Here is a 23,289-nt window from a genome sequence, read left to right as displayed (position 1 = left end):
CATCATTACAGGTCGAGAGCCCCCCAACCACCAGGTTGCGGGGCTCTCCCACTTTAACCACCACACCACAAAACACCCCCGAACCCGCACCCCACCAAAGACACGGCACCCAACACACCCGCCGCCGTCGCGCCCACAAGACGCTCCGCCGTCGGGCACGACACAACCCGGCACCCGAAGTGACAGGGCGTCTGGCTGAACGTCGCACGAACTCAGAGAGCATCCAGCGGAACACTGCAGGAACTGCGAGAGCGTCCGCTGAGGGCGCAATTCCCCCGCAATTCCCCGGAAAACCGGTGATTTTAGTCAAAAAATGGCGGAAACACGCGGAATTTGCGGACCTCTGGGGCCCAAGCTGGTAAGTTTTCGAACAGTGGCTTGCACGCATGCCGCGTTCAGGCTCCAGAAATCGTGACCGTCCAGGAGGACATCAATGGCTAAGAACCGTAGTGAACTTGTTTCAGAGGTAGCAGGCAAGGCCGGCACCAGCCAGGCAGCCGTCAACTCCGTCCTCGATGCACTGTTCGAGGTATTCGAGACTTCCGTCGCCGCCGGCGAGAAGATCACCATCCCGGGCTGGCTCGCAGTTGAGCGCACCGACCGTGCAGCACGCACCGGCCGCAACCCGCAGACCGGCGAGACCATCCAGATCGCGGCAGGCCACAGCGTCAAGCTGACCGCCGGCTCCAAGCTGAAGGCTGCAGTCGCCAAGAAGAAGTAGTCTTCTTCAGCAACAGCAGCAAAGGAGCGGCAACCCCAGGGTTGCCGCTCCTTTGCTTTAAGCCGATTCTGCTTTAATCCGATTCGCCGCGCGGGCACCCGTAGCGGACAATGGATAGGTGCCTTCTGCAGCAAAATCCCGTCCCGCAGCACCCCAGCCAGGCCCCGACAGGGGCGCCCCGGCCAGGGCTGGCGGCGTCGTGGGGATTTCCCGGCCGTGGCAGCTCGCGGGCCTTGCAGCCCTCTTCCTGGGACTGACGGCGGCACTCCTTTTCTCCGGCGCCGCCGCGGCCCGTGAGGTCTCTGACCCCGGAGCCCTGGTCCGCTGGGGGCTTCCGGTCAGCAAGGCCATCCACAATGTGGCACTGGCGACGGTGATCGGCGGACTGATCTTCGCCGTCGGCATCCTCCCCAGAACTGCGGGTCCCCGGTCCCGGGCCCACCCCGGCGACGCTCCGGAACATCCGGCGTTCGCCCGGGCCCTGGCCATTGCTGCCGCTGCGGGTGCTGCCTGGACGCTGTCGGCGGTGGCCGTGCTGGTCCTCACCTACTCAGACGTTGCGGGCCAGGCCGTCGGCGGGGACGCCGAGTTCACCCGCGCCCTGGTGTACTTCATGACGGACATCGAGACCGGCCGGGCATGGCTGAGCGTGACCATCATCGCGGCCGTGGTGACCACAGCGCTGTTCGGCGTCAGATCCTTGGGCGGCCTTGCCCTCACGCTGATCCTGGCGCTGGCCGGGCTGGTTCCCGCCGCCCTGATCGGCCACTCCTCAAGCTCGTCGGACCACGAAGGCGCCATCAACTCCCTGGGCCTGCACCTTGTGGGCGTCAGCGCGTGGGTTGGCGGCATCGTCGTCCTGGCGCTGCTGTCCGGAATCCTGACCGGCTCGAAGCCCGGTGCCGCCGCCGACATCACCGAACCGACGCTGCGGAGGTTCTCTTCGCTGGCCGGCTTTGCGTTTGTGCTCGTCTTTGCCTCCGGCGTCATCAATGCCAGCATCCGCATCACCAGCTGGGGTGACCTATTTGGTTCCCCCTACGGACAGCTGATCCTCGCGAAATCGGCAGCCACCCTGGTCCTTGGCGGCATCGGCCTGATGCACCGGCAATGGGTCATCCCCCAGCTGGGCCGCAAAGGCTCGGCAATGTCCTCACGCCGCGTGCTGTGGCAGCTGGTGCTCGTGGAACTCCTGGTTATGGGAGCCACCTCCGGCGTCGCCGTGGCCCTGAGCCGGTCGGCACCGCCGCAGCCCACCACGTTTGCACCGGACGCGTCGCCGGCCTTCATCCTCACGGGCTACGAGCTGCCGCCTGAACTGACGCCGGAACGCTGGCTGACGGAGTGGCGCTTTGACTGGCTCTGGGTGGCCGTGGTGCTCTTCGGGCTGGTGGCGTACTTCCTGGGCGTCGCCAAGGTGGTCCGACGCGGCGACAAGTGGCAGTGGTTCCGGGCCGTGAACTGGGTGATCGGCCTCCTGGTGCTGACCTTCATCACCTCAGGGCCGCCGTCGGTCTATGGCAGGATCCTCTTCTCCGCGCACATGGTGGACCACATGGCGCTGACCATGGTGGCACCCATCTTCCTGGTGCTCGGCGCCCCGGTGACGCTGGCCCTGCGGGCGTTGCCTGCCCGCGGCGACGGCACCCGGGGGGCGCGCGAGTGGCTGCTCGTGTTTATCCACTCCAAGTTCTCCCAACTGGTCACGCACCCCATCTTCGCGGCGGCCAATTTCGCGGGCTCCATCGTGCTGTTCTACTACTCGGACGCGTTCGGTTTCGCCATGCGGGACCACGTAGGCCACGAGCTGATGATCCTGCACTTCACGCTCACCGGTTACATCTTCATCCTGACCATGATCGGCACAGACCCGTTGCCCCGTCGCGCCCCGTATCCCATGCGCCTGCTCCTGCTGCTGGCGACCATGGGCTTCCACGCGTTCTTCGGCGTCGCCATCATGGGCGGCACCAGCCTGCTGGCGGCCGACTACTTCGGCAACCTTGGCCGCGCCTGGGGGCCGTCCGCCCTCCTGGACCAGCAAATGGGCGGGGCCGTGGCCTGGGGCGTCGGCGAAGTGCCTACCCTCCTGGTGGCCATCGGCGTCGCCATCATGTGGTCCCGCTCCGATGCCCGGGAGTCCAAGCGCACCGATCGGGCGGCGGACAGGAATAACGACGCCGATCTCACTGCTTACAACGATATGTTTGCCAAATTGGCTGAACGCGATGCCAGACTGGCTGAACGCAACTCAAAGCTGGAAGGACGCTGATGAGCGAAACCGTACGCACCCAACTCCGGGTCCGCGCTTCCGAACTGGTGGGCCGTAACTGGCTGAACACCGGCGGCAAATCGCTGGACCTCGAAGCCCTGCGCGGCAAGATCGTGCTGCTCGACTTCTGGACTTTCTGCTGCATCAACTGCCTGCACGTCCTCGATGAGCTGCGCCCGCTCGAGGAACAGTACTCGGACGTCCTGGTCACCGTGGGCGTCCACTCGCCCAAGTTTGAGCACGAAGCAGATCCCGTGGCCCTGGCCGCCGCCGTGGAACGCTACGAGATCCACCACCCTGTCCTGGACGACCCCGAGCTGGAGACCTGGAAGGCCTACACGGCGCGCGCCTGGCCCACCCTGGTGGTCATCGACCCCGAGGGCTACATCGTGGCGCACCTGTCCGGTGAAGGCCATGCTGACGGCCTGGCCGTGCTCGTCCCCGAACTGATCGCCGAGCACGAGGCTAAGGGCACGCTGCACCGCGGCTCCGGCCCTTACGTGGCGCCGGAAGCCACGTCAGGCACGCTGCGCTTCCCCGGGAAGGCTCTGTTCCTGCCCGCCGGACGAGGCTCCGCCGGACCCGGTTCAGGCGCGCAGGGTTCAGGCGCGCACGGTTCAGGCGCCCAGGGAACGTCCGACGGCGGGACTAACGCCGCCGCTGATACCATCACGGGGGGCTCCTGGCTGGTAACTGACACCGGGCACCACCGTCTCGTTGAGCTGGGTAACGACTTCCAGACGGTGCTGCGCACCTACGGCTCCGGGACCAGAGGCCACGCTGACGGCCAGGCCGCCGCCGTCGACTCCGTCGAGCCCGCCGCACGGTTCAATGAGCCGCAGGGCCTCGTGCTGCTTCCGGAAGACGTGGCAGCGAAGGCGGGCTACGACGTCGTCATTGCAGACTCAGTCAACCACCGCCTCCGGGGACTCTCGCTCACGGACGGCAAGGCCACAACAATTGTTGGCAACGGCGTGCAGCGCCTGCTGGAAACCGGGCCCGCCCGGGTGGACGAGGACGCTGCCGGTTTCACGGGCCAGCTCAGCGAGCATCCGCTGGAGGTGTCCCTCAGCTCGCCGTGGGACGTCGTCTGGTCCACCAAGCTCAACGCAGTGGTGATCGCCATGGCCGGCACGCACCAGATCTTCAGCTTCGAGCCCCTCACCGGCGCCGTGGCAATTATTGCCGGCAACGGTCTTGAGGGTTTGCTGGACGGGCCCGCCCACGAGGCCTGGTTCGCTCAGCCGTCCGGCCTGGCCGAGGACGCCGACGGCAACATCTGGGTGGCGGACTCCGAAACGTCCGCCCTCCGCAAGCTGGTCATTGACGACGGCGGCACGGTCACCGTGGAGACCGCCGTGGGCAAGGGCCTGTTCGACTTCGGCTTCCGCGACGGCCCCGCCTCCGAGGCACGCCTCCAGCACCCACTCGGCGTCACGGTCCTGCCTGACGGCTCCATTGCCATCGCCGACACCTACAACGGTGCTGTGCGGCGCTACGACCCCGCCGCGGGGTCCGTGTCCACGCTGGCCCGCGGACTCTCGGAACCCTCCGACGTGATTGTGGACCACACGCACGCCGCAGGCTCCGAACCGCTGCTGGTAGTGGTGGAGGCCAACAAGCATCAGCTGGTCTACGTGCCCATCCCCAAGGAAGCCCAGCAAGTGGACGAGGGCGCCTCGCAGACCCACCGGCCCAAGAGCCCGGTAGCCCCCGGGCTGCTCGAGCTCACCGTGCGTTTCACCGCGCCCACCGGCCAGAAGCTCGACGACCGCTGGGGCGACCCCACGCAGCTGAAGATCTCCTCCACCCCGCCGGAGCTGCTTGTGGCCGGCGGAGGAACCTCTGTAGGCCTGCTTCGGACGCTGGAACTGGCTTCCGACATTCCCGAGGGCATCCTGCACATCACCGCCCGCGCCGCGGCCTGTGACGGCCCGGAGGATGCGGACGGCGAGATCCCGGACCACGCCGCCTGCCACCTTTACCAGCAGGACTGGGGTATCCCGGTTCTCCTGACGGACGACGGCGACACCGAGTTGGTCCTGGACCTGCGCGGAATGGACTGATCACCGCCGCCGTGGTTTAGATCGAGAGGCGACGGCTAGTAGCTCAGGAGCGGGGTGACCCTGATGGTGTCGCCGGCGACATCCAGGCGGGTGGTGAAGCTGAAGTCCACCTCTGCGTTGAGCGGGGACCAGGCGCCCGTGAAGGAACTCTGCTGGACCGCCTCCACCTTGGCCTTCCCGTCGAGGGGTGCAACCACCCAGCGGCCGCCAAAGGGCTCGATGGATATCTCCGGGTACTCCGTGATGGTCCACTTGATGGTGCCGTCGTCCACGTTGTTGGTGCTGGCGAAGTAGAAGGGGCAGTCCGGCTGCAGCTTTTGCTGCTTCACGGCTTCGGCGGCGCAGGTGTCCAGAAATTCCTTGACCTTCGCGCCCACATCCTTCCGCAGCTGGTCGGTGGCCTCGGTCAGCAGGTTCAACGGAGCCGCCGGGACATCGCGGGATGTCACCGTGGCTCGTGTGGCGGGCGCGGCAAAGTATTCACCGTTCAGGGAGGCTTCGTATTCACCCGGGTAGAACACGGCGAACGAATTCCTGCCTTGGGGCATGTTCACCGGGACGCCGTTGAGGTTGGCTTCGCTGGCGTTCACCACTGTCAGGCCCACCGTGGGCAGCCGCGACGGCACAAACGCCCACGTGTTGAAGAACAGCCATTCGGTGCCGGTCCTCTCCAGCAGGAACTCGGTGCGAAGCCTGCTGCCATCGATCGTGTACTGCACGGGCACCATGACCTGGTTGCCTGAGCGTTCCTCGGCATCGCCGATGCTGACGTTCGCCAGCCGGGAAGAGGCCGTCTGCAGCGCTGTGCCGTCGAGCATGGCGGCGTTGCTGGGCGGCACAGTGGCCCGCAACAGACCCAGCGCCTTGCCGCCGTCGCCCTCGTGGAGGGCGTCCAGATACTCCCGCACAGGCTGCTGTGGACTCGCCACTGTATTGTTCACCACGTTGACCCCAACGACGGCCGCGGCCACGGCAAGCATGAGGCCAAGCAGCCACCCTGCTGCCATCCTCACCAACGCCTGACTCATCTGCACTTCCCTTACGTTACCTGCAAGCCCGCCGAACACAGGTGTCGCCGCCGCCCCGTGTAGCAGGGTGCGGCGGCTTTCCTGACGCCCGACGGCGGGAGGAACAGGGCGGGACATCGTCCGGTTTTGCCTACCGGCGGCGCCGGGACGAGGTGCCGAAGACGCCCCGGAGCAGTTCCCGGCCAAGCTGTGTGCCCAAGGACCGGACCATGCTCTTCAGCCCGCCACCCAGGGCCCCGCCGAGTGCTCCGGCGAGGTCGCCCACCATCCCGCCGCCGGCAGGGGCAGCAGGTTCCGGTGCACGCCGCGAGGGCGCATCGGAGCCGGTACCACGGTCGGGCGCCGGAGCGGGCCGGCTGCTGGGCCGGCCCAGGATTTCCTCCTCGATCCTGCGGGCCTCGGCGTCGACGTCGGCCTGCACTGAACGTGGTTGCCCGGAACCGGCCTGCCCCGGACCTGGCTGCCCGGAAGTCCCCGGAACCGGGGGCTCGCCGGGCGCGGCTCCGCCGGTGGGCGCAGCGCCCTTGCCGGTGAGCTTCTCGTAGGCGGAGACGTTGTCCACGGCGGTCCCGTACTTGGCGAGCAATGCGGACCCGCCCACCGTGCTCTTGATGAGCTCCTCAGCGCTGGGGCCCATGACGGATTCCGGGGCGCGCAGGCGCGTGTGGGCGACCGGCGTCGGGGCGCCCTTCTCATTCATGACGGTAATGACGGCCTCGCCGATCCCCGCGGACGTGAGGGTTTCTTCAAGGTCGTAATCGCTCATCGGGAACGTGGAAACGGTGGCTTTCAGGGCCTTGGCGTCCTCCGGGGTGAAGGCGCGGAGGGCGTGCTGGATGCGGTTGGCCAGCTGGCCCAGGACGTCGGCGGGGACGTCCTTGGGGGTCTGGGTGACGAAGAAGATCCCCACACCCTTGGAACGGATCAGCCGGACGGTGGTGGTGATGGCGTTCAGGAAGGCCTTGGACGCGCCGTTGAACAGCAGGTGGGCCTCATCGAGGAAGAACACCAGCTTGGGCTTGTCCAGGTCGCCGGCCTCGGGGAGGTCCTCGAACAGGTCAGCCAGCAGCCACATCAGGAAGGTGGAGAACAGCATCGGCTTGGTCTGCAGCGTGGGCAGCTCCAGGCAGGTGATGACACCGCGCCCGTCCGGGGCGGTCCGGAGCAGCTCGGCCGTGTCGAACTCAGGCTCGCCGAAGAACCGTTCCAGGCCCTGCGCTTCAAGGTTCACCAGTTCGCGAAGGATGACGCCGGCGGTGGCCTTGGACAGGCCGCCCAGTTCCTCCAGCTCGTCCTTGCCCTCGTCCGAGGTGAGGAACTGGATGACCGCGCGGAGGTCCTTGAGGTCGATCAGCTCAAGGTTGTTTTTGTCCGCAAAGTGGAAGACCAGCTGCAGGCTGGATTCCTGGGTGTCGTTGAGCTCCATCACGCGCGAGAGCAGGATGGGGCCAAACGAGGTGATGGTGGCACGGACGGGAATGCCGTTGCCGTCGCCGCCCAGGGCCAGGAACTCCACGGGGAACGTCTTGCCGGCCCAGGCCTGGCCGATGCTGTCGGTGCGCGCCTTCAGCTTCTCGCTGCCGGCGGCCGCCGTGGCCAGGCCGGACAGGTCACCCTTGATGTCCGCGAGGAACACGGGAACTCCGGCCGCGGACAGCTGCTCGGCCATCATGTGCAGCGTGACGGTCTTGCCTGTGCCGGTGGCGCCGGCTACCAGGCCGTGCCTGTTCATCATGGCCAGCGGCAGTCGGACCTGGGCTTCCTTGTGGAGTTCGCCGTCCACAATGGCGGCTCCCAACTCGATGGTGGCGCCTTCCAGGGTGTAGCCCTTCTGGATGGTGGCGAGTTTTTCGGCAGTGGTTTTGTTGGCCATGCCGTTAGCTTAGTTGGCCGACGCCTTCACAGATGGTGCAGACGTCGCGCTTTTCAGCCTGGCTTTTGGCCCGGCATGGTCCGCGTGTTCTAGGACCCGGGACACGGTGTAGCCGATGACCAGGCCCCAGAACGCCGGATGGATGTTGAAAAGGCTCATGCCGGACATAGTCACCACGAACGTCACCAGGGACCCCAAGGTGAAGGTCGTGGCGAAGGCGGTCACGAAGGCTTGCTGGAGAGCCCGCAGCATGGCAATGCCGCCCAGGGCGAGGATGAATTCCGTGGGTGTGGCGAGCATGAGCCGGGTGAGGGCGGGAGCCAATAGGGCGCAGGTCATGGCCAGGAGGCCGAACACCACGGCAGCAGTGTATTGGCGCTGCCTGGTTCCTGATGATGTCATGAGGGCGTTGGTAGGGCCAGTCACGCAGGCTGAGACAGCGCCGCAGCCCGCGTTGAGCAACGAAAATGCGCCAGACACGATGGCGAAGACGTTGACCGGCGGATTGTGGCCGGCGGCACGGAGGACGGCGATGCCTTGGCCATTCTGAACGAACAACACGGTGAGGGCCAGGGGAACAACGAGCTCGAGTTGGGCGGCCCAGGTGAACTCGGGAGGGGTGAAGACCGGAGTGGCCAGGATCGGTCCGCCCCCTTGAAAGGAGAATTGACCGCTTACTGCCACGGCGAGGCACCCGACCGCAAGGGTGCCGAGCACCGGTGGAAGAAACCTGCCCAGGACGGGCACGGCCGTGAGGACCAGGAATGCGACCACCATGGGTGCGGCCACCACCGGGTTCGCCTGTGTGGAGGCGACGATGTCCGTGCCGAATTTTAGGAATACGGCGGCCACCATGGACATGACGATGGGCATCGGAACCACTGCCATGATTCGCCGCACCACTCCGGTGGCGCCTAGCGCGAGGACCAGAATTCCGGACGTGAAGAAGGCCCCCACCACTTCCGCGAAGGACAGGTGCTGGAGGGACGGACCCAGGAGCACCGTACCGGGAATGGACCAGGCGAAGCCCAGAGGCTGTCGGTAGAGGAGGGACATGACCAGAGTGGCTGCCCCGCCCGAAAATAGGATGCCAAACACCCAGGACGCGAGTTGGGCTTCGGTAAGTCCTCCCGCCGCTCCCACTGCAAGGGTTACAGCTATCGGGCCGGAGGCGGAGAAGATAAGGCCGATCACCCCGTTGGAAACATAGGGCAGGCCCAGGTCACGGAAGACCTGGCGCAGGCCTGCGGGACGGATACCCGGGCGTTCCAGCAGGGGCTGGCGTGCATGGGCCGCAACAGTTTCCACTAGGGGGGTGGCGGGTGGGTCCTGACGGGATGGCAGCATTCGGGCTCCTGGCAACGGCGGCAAAAAAGACAGACGCCCTGGAGTTTGCACTCCAGGGCGCCTTCGGTGCCGAGCCGAGGCGCCGGCACGGATTGTCAGCGGTGGTTCTTACTTGTGCTGGCCTTCCTTGGCGAGGACGTAGTCATAGACCGCTTCTTCGCCGGTGCCGCCATCCGTGCGCGGCTTGGCGTCGAGCATCAGTTCAGGCTTGACTGCCGAGGCGATATCGTCAGCGTTGTGCGGGTCGCCGGGGAAGTAAAGCTGCTGGGTTACGGGCTGGAAGCCGGGCGCGGAAACCTTGATGTGAATGTGCGCCGGGCGCCAGGCGTGCCAGCCTGCCGCACTGATCAGCTGCCCGCAAGCTCCGTCCGTGGGAATCTGGTAGGGCGCCGGGCGCATCGTGTTGATTTCGAAGCGGCCGTCGTCGTCTGCCGTGACCGTGGCCCGGAAGAGCCAGTCGGGCAGGCCCGGCGCGTACTGGGAGTAGAACCCGGCACTGTCCGCATGCCAAATTTCCACCTGGGCGTTCTGGATCGGGTTACCGTCCGTGTCGGTGAACCGGCCGCTGAAGTGCAGCGGGGTGCCCTCCTCGTCCTCACGCATTTCGACGGTGCCCGGGGTTTGGAGCACCGGGGAGCCCGGCACATAGTAGGGCCCTTCGATGGTGCCCACGGTGCCGGGGCGGTCCTGGGAGTTGACGTCCTCCACGGTGTGCTCCAGCCACACGTCGAGGAACAGCGGCCATTCCCCGTCAGTTCCAACCTTGATGAGCCAGGCCTTGAGTGCGTTGTATTCCTCATAGGTGACCTGGTGCTCAACGACGATGTCGTTGGCGGCCTTGATGAGTGCCCCCGCCAGCAGGCTCACTCTTTCCTTCGGCACATCCAGGTTTGCGAGCTTGCCTGAGGCGGCGAAGCGTTCGGTGGCCTTGGAGCCGGCTTCGACTGCAGTGCCCTCGTCCTCGTGGCGGGTTTCTGCTTGGGTCTCGGTCATGGTGATGTCCATACTCCTCTTTGAATAGGGGACAGGAACTCCTCCTGAACCCGGTGCGAACCGGTGGGGGCAGGATCTGAACCTGTCGCGACGCAGCTCGCGTGATGACCGTCTCATCGTAGGCCTCAAATAAGGACGCTACAAATATCGATTCTGCCTGTTTTCTGTCATGAAGCAGACATAAAGGCACCCTTGGCCGAACCTAGGTGTTTGCCTGATGTGAGGGCGATCACGATAGGGAAGACTGGCGTGACAACGTCCCCCTGGGCACCGCGGGTTGGCCCGGACCTCCCGCCTATCCGTCCAGCACCCTCCAATGAAGGAGCACGCCATGACCGAGAACCTGGCCCATGTCCGCGAGGTCCTTGCCGACGCCGTGATCGACGACCGTGAGAACGGCGTCATCCGTGCGAAGCGCGAAATTTTCACCGATCAAGAGATCTTCGAACTGGAGATGAAGCACATCTTCGAAGGCAACTGGGTCTATCTCGCCCACGAATCCCAGATCCCCAACGTGGGGGACTACTTCACCACAAACATCGGCCGCACTCCCGTGGTGATCACCCGCGACAAGGACGAAAACCTTAACTGCATCGTCAACGCCTGCTCACACCGGGGCGCCATGCTGTGCCGCCGCAAGACGGACAACCGCACCACCTTCACCTGCCCCTTCCACGGATGGACATTCAAGAACTCGGGTGAACTGCTGAAGGTGAAGGACTCGCGCAACGCCGGCTACCCGGAGACCTTCAACAAAGAGGGCTCCCACGACCTCACCAAAGTGGCCCGCTTCGAGTCATACCGCGGATTCCTCTTTGGTTCCCTGAAGGCTGACGTGCTCCCGCTCGAAGAACACCTGGGTGATGCCACCAAGGTGATCGACTCAATCGTGGACCAGTCCCCGGAGGGGCTTGAGGTGCTGCGCGGGGCGTCCACCTATACCTACGACGGCAACTGGAAAGTGCAGGCCGAGAACGGTGCAGACGGCTACCACGTCACCGCCGTGCACTGGAACTATGCGGCCACCACGGCCCGCCGCACCGCCGGCGACTCCGCCAACAAGACCAAGGCCATGGACGCCGGCAAGTGGGGCAAGGTCAAGGGGGGTTTCTACTCCTACGACCACGGACACCTGCTGCTGTGGCAGGAATGGACCAACCCGGAGGACCGCCCGCTGTGGGACCGCCGCGACGAGCTCGTTGCGAAGTACGGCGAGGAGATGGCCAACTTCATGATCAACATCTCGCGGAACCTCTGTCTGTACCCGAATGTCTACATTATGGACCAGTTCTCCTCGCAGATCCGCCATTTCCGGCCCATCTCGGCGGACCAGACCGAGGTGACCATCTACTGCATCGCGCCCAAGGGCGAATCGCAGGAGAACAGGTCCAAGCGGATCCGCCAGTACGAGGACTTCTTCAATGCCACCGGCATGGCCACTCCCGATGACCTCGAGGAGTTCCGGTCCTGCAACAAGACTTACTGGGCCACCTCGGCGCCCTGGAATGACATGACCCGCGGTTCCACCCATGAGATCGCGGGCCCCGACGAGCAGGCCCAGGCGCTGGGGATGACCAAGGTCATCGCGTCCGGGGTGCGCACCGAGGACGAGGGGCTCTACCCCATCCAGCACGGGTACTGGAAAGAAGTCATGGACCGGGCTCTGGCGGAGGAAGAGACTTCCGCGCTGGACGCCGTTCCAGTCACCGCCTGACCCCGTCCACGTGGAACCAGAGAGAGCGCAGAACCCATGACCAACCTGACACAGCCCGCTGCGGCGCTCAAGAGCGCCGAGGAGATCGCCACCCTCGAAACCGTCCGCGCCTTCCTCTACAAGGAGGCCCGCCTGCTGGATGACCGCCAGTTCGATGAGTGGCTTCAGTGCTATCACCCGGACTCGGAGTTCTGGATGCCTGCATGGGACGTCGATGACCGGCTGACCGGGGACCCGCAGAACGAGATTTCGCTCATTTACTATGACAACCGCGGCGGCATTGAGGACCGCGTCTTCCGGATCAAGACGGACCGGTCCTCGGCCACCTCCCTGCCGGAGCCCCGCACCGGGCACAACATCACCGACGTCGAAATCATGGAGCACGACGGCGGCCAGGTGAAGGTGCGCTTCAACTGGTTCACCCTGTACTTCCGGTACAACACCACGGACACGTACTTCGGCACCAGCTTTTACACGATCGACCTCGCCGGCGCCGAGCCGGTCATCATGAAAAAGAAGGTTGTCCTCAAGAACGACTACATCCACCACGTAGTGGACGTCTACATGATCTGACGGCCCCGCGCCGGTGCCGGGCATTTGCCCGGCACCGGCCTTGGCCGTTTCAAAACCCGTGCCCGTAGGGCACATCCGCACTACCCCGGGTCGCGTCGACGCGCCCCCACCCAGGAGGAAACAATGGGCCACAAAGTAGCCCTCAGCTTCGAGGATGGCGTCACCAAGGTCATCAAGGTCGGCGATTACGAGACCGTGATGGACGCCGCGTACAAGGCACGGATCAACATTCCGTCGGACTGCCGGGACGGGGCGTGCGGCACCTGCAAGGCCTTCTGCGATTCCGGCTCCTTCGATCCGGGCGATTACATTGACGATGCGATGACGGAGGAGGAGCTCGAAAAGGGATACCTGCTCACCTGCCAGGCGGTTCCGGAGTCGGACCTGGCCATTCAGATCCCTGCAACGTCGGAATCGGCGAAAACCTCGGCCACCACCTTCACCTCCACCATGAAGGAACTCAACAAGCACTCGGAAACGACAGTTTCCTTCACCTTGGAGGCGGAAAACCGGGACGGCCTGGCCTTCCTCCCGGGCCAGTATGTCAACATCAAGGTCCCCGGAACGGACGCGGAGCGCTCCTATTCGTTCAGCAGCGGCCCCGAGGTGCAGGATGCGTCGTTCATGGTGCGGGTGACGCCGCAGGGTGCGATGTCCGAATACCTGCGGGACAAGGCAGCGGTGGGCGACACCATCGAGTTCACCGGCCCCTACGGCTCGTTCTTCCTCCGTGAGCCCAAGCGACCCCTGCTGCTCCTGGCAGGCGGCACCGGCCTGGCCCCGCTCCTGTCCATCCTCGAGAAGCTTTCCGAGAACCCGCCGTCGGTACCGGTCCATCTCATTTATGGCCTGACCCGTGAGGCGGACATCGTCGGCCTGGACTGGTTGCGCGAGTATGGGGCGAAGCTGCCCGCATTCACCTGGGACTACATTGCCTCCGAGCCGGGCACATCTGCTCCCCACACGGGCTATGTCACCCAGATCATCGAGCCGAAGCACCTGAACGACGGCGACGTCGACATCTACTTGTGCGGTCCGCCTCCCATGGTCAACGCCGTGTCGAAGTGGCTGGATTCTGAGGGCATCAAGCCCGCCAACTTCTACTTCGAGCGGTTTGCCCCCAAGGAAACCACCGGGGGTGACGCGGAAACGGGTGCACCGGCACCTGCGGAAAAAATCGAGGCCGAAGGCGACGCGATGAGCCGCAGCGAGGCGGTCTCTTCCCTGGAGACCGGCCGGCTGGACTTCCGCAAGGAGGACAGCTTCGCCCAGCTGGACGCGCGCATGGGCCTGGAGCTTGCGGTAAGCGAGCTGATGCTGGGCCGCCTCAGCGAGGAGCAGCTGCACCAGTTCCGGCGGCTCGCCGAAGCCACCATCCGCTCAGTAGCAGCCGGCACCGTCCGGGAACCGGAGGAGTTCGCACGGACCAACGAAGAGTTCCACGAATACCTCTTCGTGGTCTGCGACAATCCCATGCTGCTTGAGTCCTACCGACGGCTCGACGTCCACGCCCAGATGGCCGCGGCCTTCGAAGCCGGAACCCCCATCTTCGAGCGGGTCACGCAGGACCATCTTGATGTGGTTGATGCCTTTGAGCGGCAGGACAAGGTACGGGTGCGGGAGGTCATCATGGCCCACGCACGCGATGCCAAAGACACCATGGCCGGAGCGATCGACGCCAAGACGGGCCGCTTATGACGCGGCCATATGCGGGACAGTTCGTTACTCCCGGCCGGTACGCCGGCAAGGTCGCGCTGGTGACCGGTTCCGCCCAGGGCATTGGCCAGAAGGTGGCCGAGCGCATCGGTGCCGAGGGCGGCGCCGTCGTCCTCGTAGACCGGGCCGAGCTGGTCCATGAGGTGGCTCAGGGGATCCAGGCGGCCGCGCAGGCTTCCGGTTCGGGAGGCTCGGCTACCTCGGTGACCGCAGACCTTGAGACCTTCGCGGGTGCGCAGCAGGCCGTGGACGCGGCGTTGGCCGCCCACGGCCGGGTGGACGTCCTGGTTAACAATGTTGGCGGCACCATCTGGGCACGCCCGTATGAAGAGTACGACGAGGAGAAGATCGAGAAGGAGATCCGCCGCTCGCTCTTCCCCACCCTCTGGACCTGCCGGGCCGTGCTGCCGGCCATGCTGGAACAGGGTTCAGGCACCATCGTCAACGTGTCCTCGGTGGCTACCCGCGGCATGCATCGCGTGCCGTATGCGGCAGCAAAGGGTGGAGTCAACGCCCTCACCCAATCATTGGCGATGGAGGTGGGCGGACGCGGCATCCGCGTGGTGGCGACAGCCCCCGGCGGCACCGAGGCGCCGGCCCGCAGGGTCAAGCGCGGACCCGAGGCAGAATCCGCCACGGAAAAGGCCTGGTACCAGGTGATCGTTGACCAAACCGTGGACTCGTCCTTCATAAAGCGCTACGGGACATTGGACGAACAGGCTGCACCCATCGTGTTCCTCGGATCAGATGAAGCGTCCTACGTAACCGGCAGCATCCTCCCGGTCGCCGGCGGGGACCTGGGCTGAGGACACCGTGATGGAAGGCCGCCGCCGGGGCCGGCAGGACGGCTCCGGTAGAGTTGCCGCCATGACGGCGGCCTCCATACACGGTGAAATGGCGGAGGACTCACCGCTTGTTGGCCGGAGGGCGGTCTTTGCGGAACTGTTGGAGATTTTCCGGACCGTCCGCAAAGGCAAAGTGGGTGCCGTGGTGATCTCCGGCCCCTCCGGGTCCGGGAAGACCGCGGTTCTGGACTTATTCCTTGAGCACTGCCGCACCGGGGTCCGTGGTGTCCGTGTGCTGTCCGCCATGGGCGATGAGTGGGAGGCGCAGTTCCCCCTCGCCGGCTACTCCCAGCTCATGCTCACTTCGCCGCTGCGTTCGGCAAAGGATTACGGCGGCGGCCCGGCCCTGCCCGCCGGCCCCGTCGCGGCCCTCACTCCCGCCCAGGTTGTTAATTACGCTTCCACCCTCAGTACCCACCTGGAAGGGCTGCAGTCGCACGGCAGCGTAGTTGTCGCCGTGGATGATGTCCACAGACTCGACGTGGAGAGCCTGCGCATCCTTACCTTCGTCATGCGCCGGCTGCACGGAAAACGAATCCTGTTCGTGCTCACCCTCAACCCCGATGACGCTGCGCGCGTCCCTACCGGTGCGCTGGACTTCTTGACAGGCCACCAGGTGGCCACCATCCCGCTGGATCCGCTCACCCCGCAGCAGGTGCAGGATCTCGCGAGAAGGACGCTCGGCGTCGAACTGAGCGCGACGGCGGCCCATGGCCTTGTCCAACACACCGGAGGGCTTGCTCAACCGATCGTGGAGCTGCTCCATGAGCTGCCGGCGGAAACCTGGCAGACGTGGTTTCCCTCCCTCCCGCCGACTTCCCGTGTGCGCGCCCGGGTGCGTAGTGTCCTGGGCGCAGCATCCCCGGTGTTGGTTGCTGTGGCGGAGGCCGCGTCAGTGCTCGGGAGCGCCGCAAGCGTGGCAGAGGTTTCCGAAGTCAGCGGGGTGGGGTCCGTCATGGAGGCACTCGATGAGGGACACCGTGCCGGGCTGCTGGGGCTGACTGTTGACCAGGCCCGCTCCGCCGTCGTGTTCTTTGAACCAGGCACCTCAGAGGCCATCTACGAACAGATCGTTCCCAGCCGGCGCATTGCGCTTCATCGGCTGGCCGCTGAAGCGGTGCAGCCCGAGGGTGACCGGTTGGGCCATCGGGTCTCCGCCACCCCCGGCGCGAACGAGGCCCTGGCGGAGGAGTTGGAGGAGTTCGCCCGGCGCCAGGCCAGGGTAGGAGCGTGGCAGGATGCCTCAACAGCTTTGTTCTCCGCGTCCCGGCTTTCCCTGGACATCCGCTCCCGGAACGACAGGCTCCTGCGGGCGGTGGATGCCCTGGTGGGTTCCGGCAACATTTCCCAGGCCCAGATGTGGACGGCGGCAGTGGACGCCCTGCCGCCGTCGCCGCTTCGCTCCTCCGTCCTGGGCTACCTCTCCACCGCGTCGGGACAGAACGACAGCGCGCAGACGCAGTTGGAGATGGCCTGGCGCACCTCCAACCCGCAGCATGATCCGTCCGCCGCCGCGCAGGTGGCGCAGCGCTTCGTCCTGCACGGGGTAGCGTCCTGGGACGGCCCGATGATTACCACCTGGGCGGAACGGGCCATGGAACTTACGCCGCCGGAAACCCCCGCCCACATTGAATCAGAGGCCATCTACGGCCTGGGCCTGTATGCACAGGGCCGGGTTGCGGAGGCTGAGGCCTCCTATCACCGGGCTTTCGAACATGCCGACGAGAACGCCCAGAAACAGCGGGTCCAGATGGGCGCGGGCTGGCTGGCTCTGCGCCTCGACAACGTTGAGACGGCGCTGGTGAACTTCGAGTCCGCGGCCCCCACTGACCGCGGCGGCTCGATGCGGATTTCCCTCTGGGCCGAGGCATGGCTTGCGCGGACCCACCTGGTACTCGGCAATTGGGATGCGGCGGCCGCCACCGTGGCGCGCGCATCCGTGCGCCTGGAGACCTCGCGGATGCCGCTGATCCGCCCACTGCTCTACTGGACCGCGGCGGAGCTCTGGTCCATGCGGGGAGACTGGGAGCGGGCCCGGTACTACGTTTCCCAGGCCGCAGTGCAGCCCGGAACCTACCGCGCCATGCAGGTGCCGGCGAGCCTCGCCCGTGCCCGCTTCCACGAGGCGAGGGCGGACTATGAAGGCGCTTTGGCTGTCCTGCAGCCGCTGACGGAGCTGGACCCGTGGACCGAGCACCGGGTGTCCTTCTGGCCCTGGCAGGACACCTACGTCAACGCCCTTGTCATGACCGACCAGCTCGAGGCCGCCGACTCGTTCCTCACGGCGTTCGAGCGTGTGCCGCGCGAACGGGAAATACCCTCGGACATGGCACGGATGGCATGGGCGAGGGGCCGGCTCGTGGCCGCGCAGGGAGACCCGGACACTGCCAGGGAACATTTTGAGGCATCCCTGGGCCACCTGCGGGGGCTCAACCGGCCGTATCTGCGGGCGCGGGTTAGCTTTGCCTTCGGCCAGAGCATGCGCCGGGCGGGCAAACGGCGCCTGGCGTCGACCGTCCTGCGCGCGGCCCGCGACTTATACGACACCCTGGGGGCGGCCACCTACGTGGAACGGTGCGACAGGGAACTCAAAGCAACAGGGCTCGACGCCGGGAACGTGCCGGACCCTGCCGACCCCGTGCTCACCGCAGTCGGCACCCACCACCTGCAGCTCACGGCGCAGGAACGGGCGGTGGCCGACCTGGTGGCGGGCGGCGCCACCAACAAGGAGGCGGCCCGGGCGCTGTTCCTGGCGGAGAAGACCGTGCAGTACCACCTGACCCGGCTCTACCGGAAAATGGGAATCCGCTCCCGCAGCGAGCTCGCGGCCGTGTTCCGGGCCAAGGACTGACGCCGGAACACGGCCGGGCCTAAGGCTTTTGCGCCGGTATCTATTCGACGCCGGTGTCTATTTGACGTCTGAGGGGTGCTTCGCGAGCGGCACCACCGAGATGTCCATATAGGGGAACAGCGGCAGGTTCTGCAGGATCTCATGGAGTTCGTCGTTCGAATCGACGTCGAAGATCGAGTAATTGGCGTATTCGCCCACTACCCGCCAGATTTCCGGCCATTTGCCGGAGCGCTGCAGTTGCTGCGAGTAAGTCTTCTCCGTGGCCTTGATCTCCGCGGCATCATCGGCCGGCAGATCGGTGGGCAGGTTGACGTCCATGTGGACCAGGTACTTCATGAGTGTCCCTTCGGTAAAAGCGGTTGCTATTTGTCGGTGCGGTAGAGGGAGAGCTTGTCTTCGTCAACGGCGGTGCCCACGCCGGGGCCTTCGGGGACACGGATGCGTCCGCCGGTGATGGCCAAAGGCTCAGCCAGCAGGTCGTCGGCCATGTCCAGGTAGTTGGAAAGTTCCGCTGCGCGTTTAGCCGTGTGGGCGAACGCGGCGCCGAAGGTCACCGAGGCGGCCGTGCCGACCTGGGTGTCGATCTGATTGCCTATGTAAACGTCGATGCCCATGCCCTCGGCCATCCCCACGATTTTGGCCCCCTCCGTGAATCCGGACCGGGCCGTCTTCACCGCCAGGAAGTTGGCGCCGCCGGTGAGGATTTCCCGTGCGGCCTCACCAAGGTTGGCGGCAGATTCGTCTGCGGCGATGGGGATGGGGGAGTTCGCCACCAGGCGGCGGCGGCCCAGGACTTCGCGGGCGTCGTCGGGCTCCTCAAGGAACTGCAGGCCCAGATCCGCCGTGCGGCGAAGGACCTCGGCTGCCTCGTTGGCAGACCAGCCGCGGTTGGCGTCCATGTAGAGCTCGGCGTCCTCGCCCAGTCCCGCCCGCAATACCCGGGCGGCCTCAACGTCGAGGTGGAGGGGACGGCGGCCGGTCTTGAGCTTGAACGTGTTGATGCCGTACGTCTCGCGGAACTCCAACGCCAAAGCCAGCAGTTCCTCTGCGGGCTTGAAACCGAGCATGTGGGAGACGCGCAGCGAGTCCGTGTACCCGCCCAGCAGTTTTGTCACCGGCTGACCGAGCGTCTTGCCGATGACGTCCCAGAGTGCGATGTCCACAGCGCCCTTGGCGGTCTGGTTGTGCACCGTCCGGTACAGGATTGCCTGGACCTTTTCGCGGTCAAAGATGTCGACGCCGATCAGTTGCGGAGCAAAGATGTCCTGCACCACCGCAACGATCGACTTTTGCGTCTCGCCATAGGTGTACGGGCGCGGCGGCGTGTCAGCGGTGCCCACCACGCCGTCATCCGTTCGCAGCCTGATGAGCACGTGGTCTGCCTCGTGCGCGGAACCGGAAGCGAAGTGCAGTGGATGAAGGTAAGGGATCGAGTACGGAATCGCCTCAATGGCTGCGATCTTCATGCGTTGTTAAGCCTTTCATCAGTGGGAAACGGCGCAGTGCCGGGGGCCGGGGCAGGCGCCGTGGCTCCCGCAGTGGCGGTCACTACGACCTCCAGGAAGTTGTGGAGCAGCGCAGAATGATGCCCGCGCATCCAGGCGACAGCGAGCTCCACTTCGGGGACGTTTTCAATCTCCCGGTAGGCCACGCCTTCAAGCTGGAACGCCTGCACGCTGGACGGCATGACCGCCACCCCGCCGCCCGCAGCTACGAACGCCAGCATCGTGGAGGTCTCCCCAACCACCTGGGTGATTCGTGGCTGGAAACCCGCTTGGCGGCACAGGTCTGCGGTGGTGCGGTAAAGCACGGACTCGGGCCCGTAGGCGATGAAGTCCTGGTCCTGCAGTTCGTGCATTGCCACGGGCCGGTCCACGGCCAGGGCGCTGAACGAGGGAAGCGCGACAACGAGCGGCTCCCGTGTCACAGTCCTGTAGTCGATGTCCTGCGAAGCGACCGGCGGGCGCAGCAGCGCCGCGTCCAGGGTGCCGTCCCGCAGCCCCGCTTCCATGGAGGGCGTGAGCATTTCGCCGTGCAGCGCGAGGGACAGGCCTGGCAGGACCTGTTTCGCAAGGCGGGCGATCCGGGGCATGACGCCATAGGTTGCAGACCCTGAGAAGCCCACCCGCAGGACACCCGTGGCGCCCCGCCCCACCTGATAAACATCGGCCTGGAGGGTGGCGACGTCGTTGACGATCTGCCGTCCACGGTCCAGCAGGAGCTGGCCGGCCGCGGTGAGGTCCACCCTGCGGGTGGTCCGGTTGAACAGCTTGACGCCAAGCTGGTCTTCCAACTGCCGGATCTGCTGCGAGAGAGGCGGCTGCGCCATGTGCAGGCGTTTGGCGGCGCGGCCGAAGTGCCGCTCCTCGGCAACCGCGATGAAATAGTTCAGCTGGCGGATGTCCAAGATGGTCCCGTCCTTCCGCTAACCGGCCCCCGATGCTGCCGGGGACTCTAAATTGATTCACAGAATAACCATAATAAGCCCTACTAGGATATTTTGCAGGCGTAATGTTGCTGGCGCGACGGTGGATTGTGGGCAGACGGCGGGCTATTTGAGCTGTGCAGCAGGAATGCCTTTTTCTGCCTGTCCTTCTGCGATCTCCTCCACTTTGTGCTCTGCCTCCTCCAACTTGCGCTGGCGGGGCACCATGACGGTGACCAGGGCGCCAACCAGGGCCACGGCCCCGTAAAGGTAGAAGGCCGTGGATCCGCCGATGCCCGCGGCGGCCAGCCACCCGCCGATGATGGGACCGAGTACCCCGCCAAGCCGCCCCACGCTGGCGCACCAAGCAACACCCGCGGCTCGGGCGTTGGTGGTGAAGTAGTTGGACTGGAACCCGTAGATCAATACCTGGGTTCCCAGCGTTCCCACGCCTGCGAGGGCGATGAAAGCAAAAAGCAATGGCAGCGGAAAGTTGAAGGTCATGAGTGCCAGGGAAATGGTCGCCAGCGCGAAGGTGGCCGCGATGACCCGCTGGGGGCCGCTCTTGTCCGCCAGGCGGGATGCGAGCAGGCCGCCCGCCACTGCGCCGAGGTTCAGTGCCAGCGGGAAGAACAGGGAGTATGTCCGCCCGTAGCCGTAGCCCTCCATGATTTTGGGCAACCATGTGTTGAGTCCGTATGTCAGCAGCAGACCGCAGAAGGACATCAGGCCCAGCAGGATGGACGCTACGGCGAACTGGCGGGAAAATACGGCTGCAAACCCTGATTTCTGCGGCGCGGCGCCGACCTCGAGGATGACTCGCTCTTCGATGAGCGGGACTCCGGTACGTTGTGCGGCGGCGAGGGCCTCCTGTTCGCGGCCCCGGGACAGCAGCCACCGCGGTGATTCAGGGAGCTTGCGCCAGGCAATAGGCAGGAGAACGACCAGCGGCAGTGAGCCGATGATGAACAGCCCGCGCCAACCGATGCTGTCGAGGAAAAGAATGCCCAGGATGGAGGCCAGGACGCCGCCCGCCGGGATGCCCGAATACACAATGGCGTTGTAGAACTGCCGCCTTCCCGCGGGTGCGAATTCGGCCATGGTGGCGCCTGCGCTGGCGATAACTATTCCGAGGCCGAGTCCGGTCGCAAACCGCAGGGCGCCGAAGGCCGGAACGGTGGTGGCAAAGGCTGTGGCGAACATGCCGACGGAGAACCAGGCTATGCCCAGGAGCATCAGCCGGCGCCGGCCGAAGAAGTCGCCGACAGCGCCGCAAACCAGTGAGCCCACAAGTACCCCGATGAGGGCCCAGGATCCGAGGAGCCCGGCGGTGACTGCATCAAACGCTCCGATCTGGCCCGGGTCTGCGAGCAGCCCTGGCAGGACGGTGCCGTAAATGACGAGATCGTAGCCGTCGAACAGGAGGGCTGTGCAGATGATGAAGGCCACCCAGTTGGCAGTGCGCGCCTCCTTTTGTGGATTTTCGGCTGTAACGGCGTGCGGTTGTGACATGGTCCCCAAGTCCTCTCTGACTTAAGTGGAGGCCTGCGGCACCGGGAGAATCCGAGGGGCCGACCTCCGAGTGCTTCCAGCCTGACAGAGGTGTGACGCGCGACATATGAGGGGAATGCCCGGCTTTCCGCCCGGGGGGTATCCATATGCTGTTGGTCTCAAACGGCTGTTTTGCGGAAGCGGGCCCTCGGCAGTTCTGCCCGTCTCAGTCCAGACGATCTGGATATGGAACGGCGGGCTGGAACAGTGGTTTGGGAACTGGCTCATGGGTAGGCTGGCAAAATGATCAACCCTGCACGCCTTTACTCGGACCTGTCCCGCCTCGGCAGGGAAACGGACATGTTCCTGGCCACCGTTGAGTCCCTTGCCGACGACGAGATGACCGTGGCCTCGCTGTGCGAAGGGTGGAGCCGGGCCGATGTCATTGCCCACGTCGCATCCAGCGGCCGTGCTCTGGTGAAGCTCATCGACTGGGCAACCTCCGGCGAGGAACGCCCCCTGTACGCCTCACGCGAGGCCCGCGCCGAAGAGATCGCTACCTTGGCCGCACTGCCGCGCGAGGAGCTCATTGCGGAAGTGCGGGAGTCTGCCCGGAACTTTGCCGAGCAGGCACAGCGGCTCAGCGGGGAACTCGCGGCCACGGAAGTGCAGGTCAGTGGCAAGGCGGTCCCCGCCACGTCCATCGTGGCGCTCCGGATTGCCGAGGTGGTGGTGCATCACCATGACCTCGACACTGCCTGGACCATCGAGGAAGCCGATCCGGATTCCCTGCTGAATGCCCTCGAAGCCGTGGTGCGGTCGCTGCGCGCCAAGGGCGCTCCCGGCATGACGCTGGTGACCGAAGAGCGTGACGAGTGGGTCATCGGCGACGGCGGATTGCGGGTTGTGTCTGACCGTGAGGGCCTGCTCCAGTGGCTGGCACGCGCGGACGCCGAACATGTTGATATTGACGGTCCGGTGCCGGTGCTACCGACCTGGTGAAACCGGCACTGGCAAATTCTTGGTGAACGCGAGCGACCTGATGATCTCCGGATCCAGGTCCAGGTGGAACTGCGGTTCATACCCCGATGTGAGGTACAGGTGCTTGGCTTCAGGCTGGCGCGGACCGGTGGTCAGGAAGACCCGACGGTAGCCCCGCCGGGCCGCCAGGGCCTCTAGCTCCGCCAGGACGAAACGGGCCAGGCCCCGGCGGCGGTGCGCCGAGTGGGTCCAGATCCGCTTGAACTCGGCGGTGTCGTTGTTGTACCGGCGGAACGCGCCGCCGGCTATGGACTCGCCGTTTTCCTGGACCACCAGGAGCGCACCGCCCGGTCCCTTGAATTCCGACGCCGGGTAGCGGTTGAGTTCGTCGGCCGC

General features: G+C 65.5%; 18 protein-coding genes. 9 read left to right on the top strand and 9 right to left on the bottom strand.

Annotated features, from left to right (window positions below; all coding sequences use genetic code 11):
• The first annotated feature begins 433 nt into the window (after window positions 1-433).
• The 3 genes from V6M49_RS18265 (at window position 434) to V6M49_RS18255 (ending at window position 5,056) form a co-directional block, all read left to right on the top strand.
• Complete coding sequence (locus V6M49_RS18265; protein ID WP_056341443.1) at window positions 434-721, top strand: HU family DNA-binding protein; 288 nt, start codon at window positions 434-436, stop codon at window positions 719-721.
• A 118-nt stretch (window positions 722-839) separates the two neighbouring features.
• Window positions 840-2,990: a cytochrome c oxidase assembly protein gene (locus tag V6M49_RS18260; RefSeq protein WP_332762537.1), complete on the top strand. Its 2,151-nt coding sequence runs from the start codon at window positions 840-842 to the stop codon at window positions 2,988-2,990.
• Window positions 2,990-5,056 (top strand): NHL domain-containing thioredoxin family protein, encoded by a 2,067-nt coding sequence (locus tag V6M49_RS18255; RefSeq protein ID WP_332762536.1) that lies wholly within the window; start codon window positions 2,990-2,992, stop codon window positions 5,054-5,056. The genes V6M49_RS18260 and V6M49_RS18255 overlap by 1 nt, the downstream gene beginning before the upstream one ends.
• Before the next feature lie 35 nt (window positions 5,057-5,091).
• Here V6M49_RS18255 and V6M49_RS18250 read toward each other — a convergent pair whose 3' ends face one another.
• From V6M49_RS18250 to catA, 4 genes are all read right to left on the bottom strand, one after another.
• The gene (locus V6M49_RS18250) at window positions 5,092-6,084 is read right to left on the bottom strand and encodes a hypothetical protein (protein WP_210412364.1); all 993 of its coding nucleotides are present in this window, start codon (window positions 6,082-6,084) and stop codon (window positions 5,092-5,094) included.
• Between the two features lie 130 nt (window positions 6,085-6,214).
• Window positions 6,215-7,957, bottom strand: coding sequence for a helicase HerA-like domain-containing protein (locus tag V6M49_RS18245; protein WP_332762535.1), 1,743 nt, complete (start codon window positions 7,955-7,957; stop codon window positions 6,215-6,217).
• A gap of 9 nt (window positions 7,958-7,966) precedes the next feature.
• Window positions 7,967-9,304 carry a benzoate/H(+) symporter BenE family transporter gene (locus V6M49_RS18240; RefSeq protein ID WP_332762534.1) on the bottom strand — a complete coding sequence of 446 codons (1,338 nt, stop codon included), beginning with the start codon at window positions 9,302-9,304 and terminating at the stop codon, window positions 7,967-7,969.
• A gap of 108 nt (window positions 9,305-9,412) precedes the next feature.
• Window positions 9,413-10,309: a catechol 1,2-dioxygenase gene (gene catA, locus V6M49_RS18235; RefSeq protein WP_332762532.1), complete on the bottom strand. Its 897-nt coding sequence runs from the start codon at window positions 10,307-10,309 to the stop codon at window positions 9,413-9,415.
• Window positions 10,310-10,628: 319 nt separating this feature from the next.
• Between catA and benA the strand changes: the two genes are divergently transcribed.
• The 5 genes from benA to V6M49_RS18210 all read left to right on the top strand — a co-directional run bounded on the left by benA (window position 10,629) and on the right by V6M49_RS18210 (window position 17,996).
• Complete coding sequence (benA, locus tag V6M49_RS18230; RefSeq protein WP_141138727.1) at window positions 10,629-12,011, top strand: benzoate 1,2-dioxygenase large subunit; 1,383 nt, start codon at window positions 10,629-10,631, stop codon at window positions 12,009-12,011.
• Window positions 12,012-12,047: 36 nt separating this feature from the next.
• Window positions 12,048-12,584, top strand: a complete 537-nt coding sequence (gene benB / locus V6M49_RS18225; protein WP_141138726.1) for a benzoate 1,2-dioxygenase small subunit — start codon at window positions 12,048-12,050, stop codon at window positions 12,582-12,584.
• Window positions 12,585-12,707: 123 nt separating this feature from the next.
• The gene (gene benC / locus V6M49_RS18220) at window positions 12,708-14,282 is read left to right on the top strand and encodes a benzoate 1,2-dioxygenase electron transfer component BenC (protein ID WP_332762530.1); all 1,575 of its coding nucleotides are present in this window, start codon (window positions 12,708-12,710) and stop codon (window positions 14,280-14,282) included.
• Window positions 14,279-15,106, top strand: a complete 828-nt coding sequence (locus V6M49_RS18215; RefSeq protein ID WP_141138724.1) for a 1,6-dihydroxycyclohexa-2,4-diene-1-carboxylate dehydrogenase — start codon at window positions 14,279-14,281, stop codon at window positions 15,104-15,106. The genes benC and V6M49_RS18215 overlap by 4 nt, the downstream gene beginning before the upstream one ends.
• Window positions 15,107-15,167: 61 nt before the next feature.
• On the top strand, window positions 15,168-17,996 hold the full coding sequence (locus tag V6M49_RS18210) for an AAA family ATPase (protein ID WP_332762527.1): 2,829 nt from the start codon (window positions 15,168-15,170) through the stop codon (window positions 17,994-17,996).
• Between the two features lie 57 nt (window positions 17,997-18,053).
• On the opposite strand, the gene catC is transcribed toward V6M49_RS18210, so the two are convergent.
• The 4 genes from catC to V6M49_RS18190 all read right to left on the bottom strand — a co-directional run bounded on the left by catC (window position 18,054) and on the right by V6M49_RS18190 (window position 21,933).
• Entirely contained in the window at window positions 18,054-18,332 is a 279-nt protein-coding gene (catC, locus tag V6M49_RS18205; protein ID WP_141138722.1) for a muconolactone Delta-isomerase, read from the bottom strand.
• 26 nt (window positions 18,333-18,358) lie between these two features.
• Window positions 18,359-19,462, bottom strand: a complete 1,104-nt coding sequence (locus V6M49_RS18200) for a mandelate racemase/muconate lactonizing enzyme family protein (RefSeq protein ID WP_332762524.1) — start codon at window positions 19,460-19,462, stop codon at window positions 18,359-18,361.
• Entirely contained in the window at window positions 19,459-20,403 is a 945-nt protein-coding gene (locus tag V6M49_RS18195) for a LysR substrate-binding domain-containing protein (protein WP_141138720.1), read from the bottom strand. The genes V6M49_RS18200 and V6M49_RS18195 overlap by 4 nt, the downstream gene beginning before the upstream one ends.
• 144 nt (window positions 20,404-20,547) lie before the next feature.
• Window positions 20,548-21,933, bottom strand: a complete 1,386-nt coding sequence (locus tag V6M49_RS18190) for an MFS transporter (protein ID WP_332762522.1) — start codon at window positions 21,931-21,933, stop codon at window positions 20,548-20,550.
• Between the two features lie 282 nt (window positions 21,934-22,215).
• Here V6M49_RS18190 and V6M49_RS18185 point away from each other — a divergent pair, with 282 nt between their 5' ends.
• On the top strand, window positions 22,216-22,914 hold the full coding sequence (locus V6M49_RS18185) for a maleylpyruvate isomerase family mycothiol-dependent enzyme (RefSeq protein ID WP_141138718.1): 699 nt from the start codon (window positions 22,216-22,218) through the stop codon (window positions 22,912-22,914).
• Here the strand turns inward: V6M49_RS18185 and V6M49_RS18180 are convergent.
• Window positions 22,900-23,289 (bottom strand): GNAT family N-acetyltransferase (locus V6M49_RS18180; protein WP_332762518.1); only part of this gene is annotated, 390 nt, incomplete at its 5' end. The genes V6M49_RS18185 and V6M49_RS18180 overlap by 15 nt on opposite strands.

It is taken from the genome of Pseudarthrobacter sp. (assembly GCF_036675385.1).
GTDB lineage: Bacteria > Actinomycetota > Actinomycetes > Actinomycetales > Micrococcaceae > Arthrobacter.
Note: the sequence above shows the minus strand (reverse complement) of the source record. Positions and strands in the feature narration are given on the sequence as shown.

Excerpts from the sequence above, each read along its gene's own strand:
- V6M49_RS18265 (WP_056341443.1), top strand. The coding sequence starts at position 434 with ATGGCTAAGAACCGTAGTGAACTTGTTTCAGAGGTAGCAGGCAAGGCC.
- V6M49_RS18255 (WP_332762536.1), top strand. The coding sequence starts at position 2,990 with ATGAGCGAAACCGTACGCACCCAACTCCGGGTCCGCGCTTCCGAACTG.
- V6M49_RS18250 (WP_210412364.1), bottom strand. The coding sequence starts at position 6,084 with ATGAGTCAGGCGTTGGTGAGGATGGCAGCAGGGTGGCTGCTTGGCCTC.
- V6M49_RS18245 (WP_332762535.1), bottom strand. The coding sequence starts at position 7,957 with ATGGCCAACAAAACCACTGCCGAAAAACTCGCCACCATCCAGAAGGGC.
- V6M49_RS18240 (WP_332762534.1), bottom strand. The coding sequence starts at position 9,304 with ATGCTGCCATCCCGTCAGGACCCACCCGCCACCCCCCTAGTGGAAACT.
- catA (WP_332762532.1), bottom strand. The coding sequence starts at position 10,309 with ATGGACATCACCATGACCGAGACCCAAGCAGAAACCCGCCACGAGGAC.
- benA (WP_141138727.1), top strand. The coding sequence starts at position 10,629 with ATGACCGAGAACCTGGCCCATGTCCGCGAGGTCCTTGCCGACGCCGTG.
- benB (WP_141138726.1), top strand. The coding sequence starts at position 12,048 with ATGACCAACCTGACACAGCCCGCTGCGGCGCTCAAGAGCGCCGAGGAG.
- benC (WP_332762530.1), top strand. The coding sequence starts at position 12,708 with ATGGGCCACAAAGTAGCCCTCAGCTTCGAGGATGGCGTCACCAAGGTC.
- V6M49_RS18215 (WP_141138724.1), top strand. The coding sequence starts at position 14,279 with ATGACGCGGCCATATGCGGGACAGTTCGTTACTCCCGGCCGGTACGCC.
- V6M49_RS18210 (WP_332762527.1), top strand. The coding sequence starts at position 15,168 with ATGACGGCGGCCTCCATACACGGTGAAATGGCGGAGGACTCACCGCTT.
- catC (WP_141138722.1), bottom strand. The coding sequence starts at position 18,332 with ATGAAGTACCTGGTCCACATGGACGTCAACCTGCCCACCGATCTGCCG.
- V6M49_RS18200 (WP_332762524.1), bottom strand. The coding sequence starts at position 19,462 with ATGAAGATCGCAGCCATTGAGGCGATTCCGTACTCGATCCCTTACCTT.
- V6M49_RS18190 (WP_332762522.1), bottom strand. The coding sequence starts at position 21,933 with ATGTCACAACCGCACGCCGTTACAGCCGAAAATCCACAAAAGGAGGCG.
- V6M49_RS18185 (WP_141138718.1), top strand. The coding sequence starts at position 22,216 with ATGATCAACCCTGCACGCCTTTACTCGGACCTGTCCCGCCTCGGCAGG.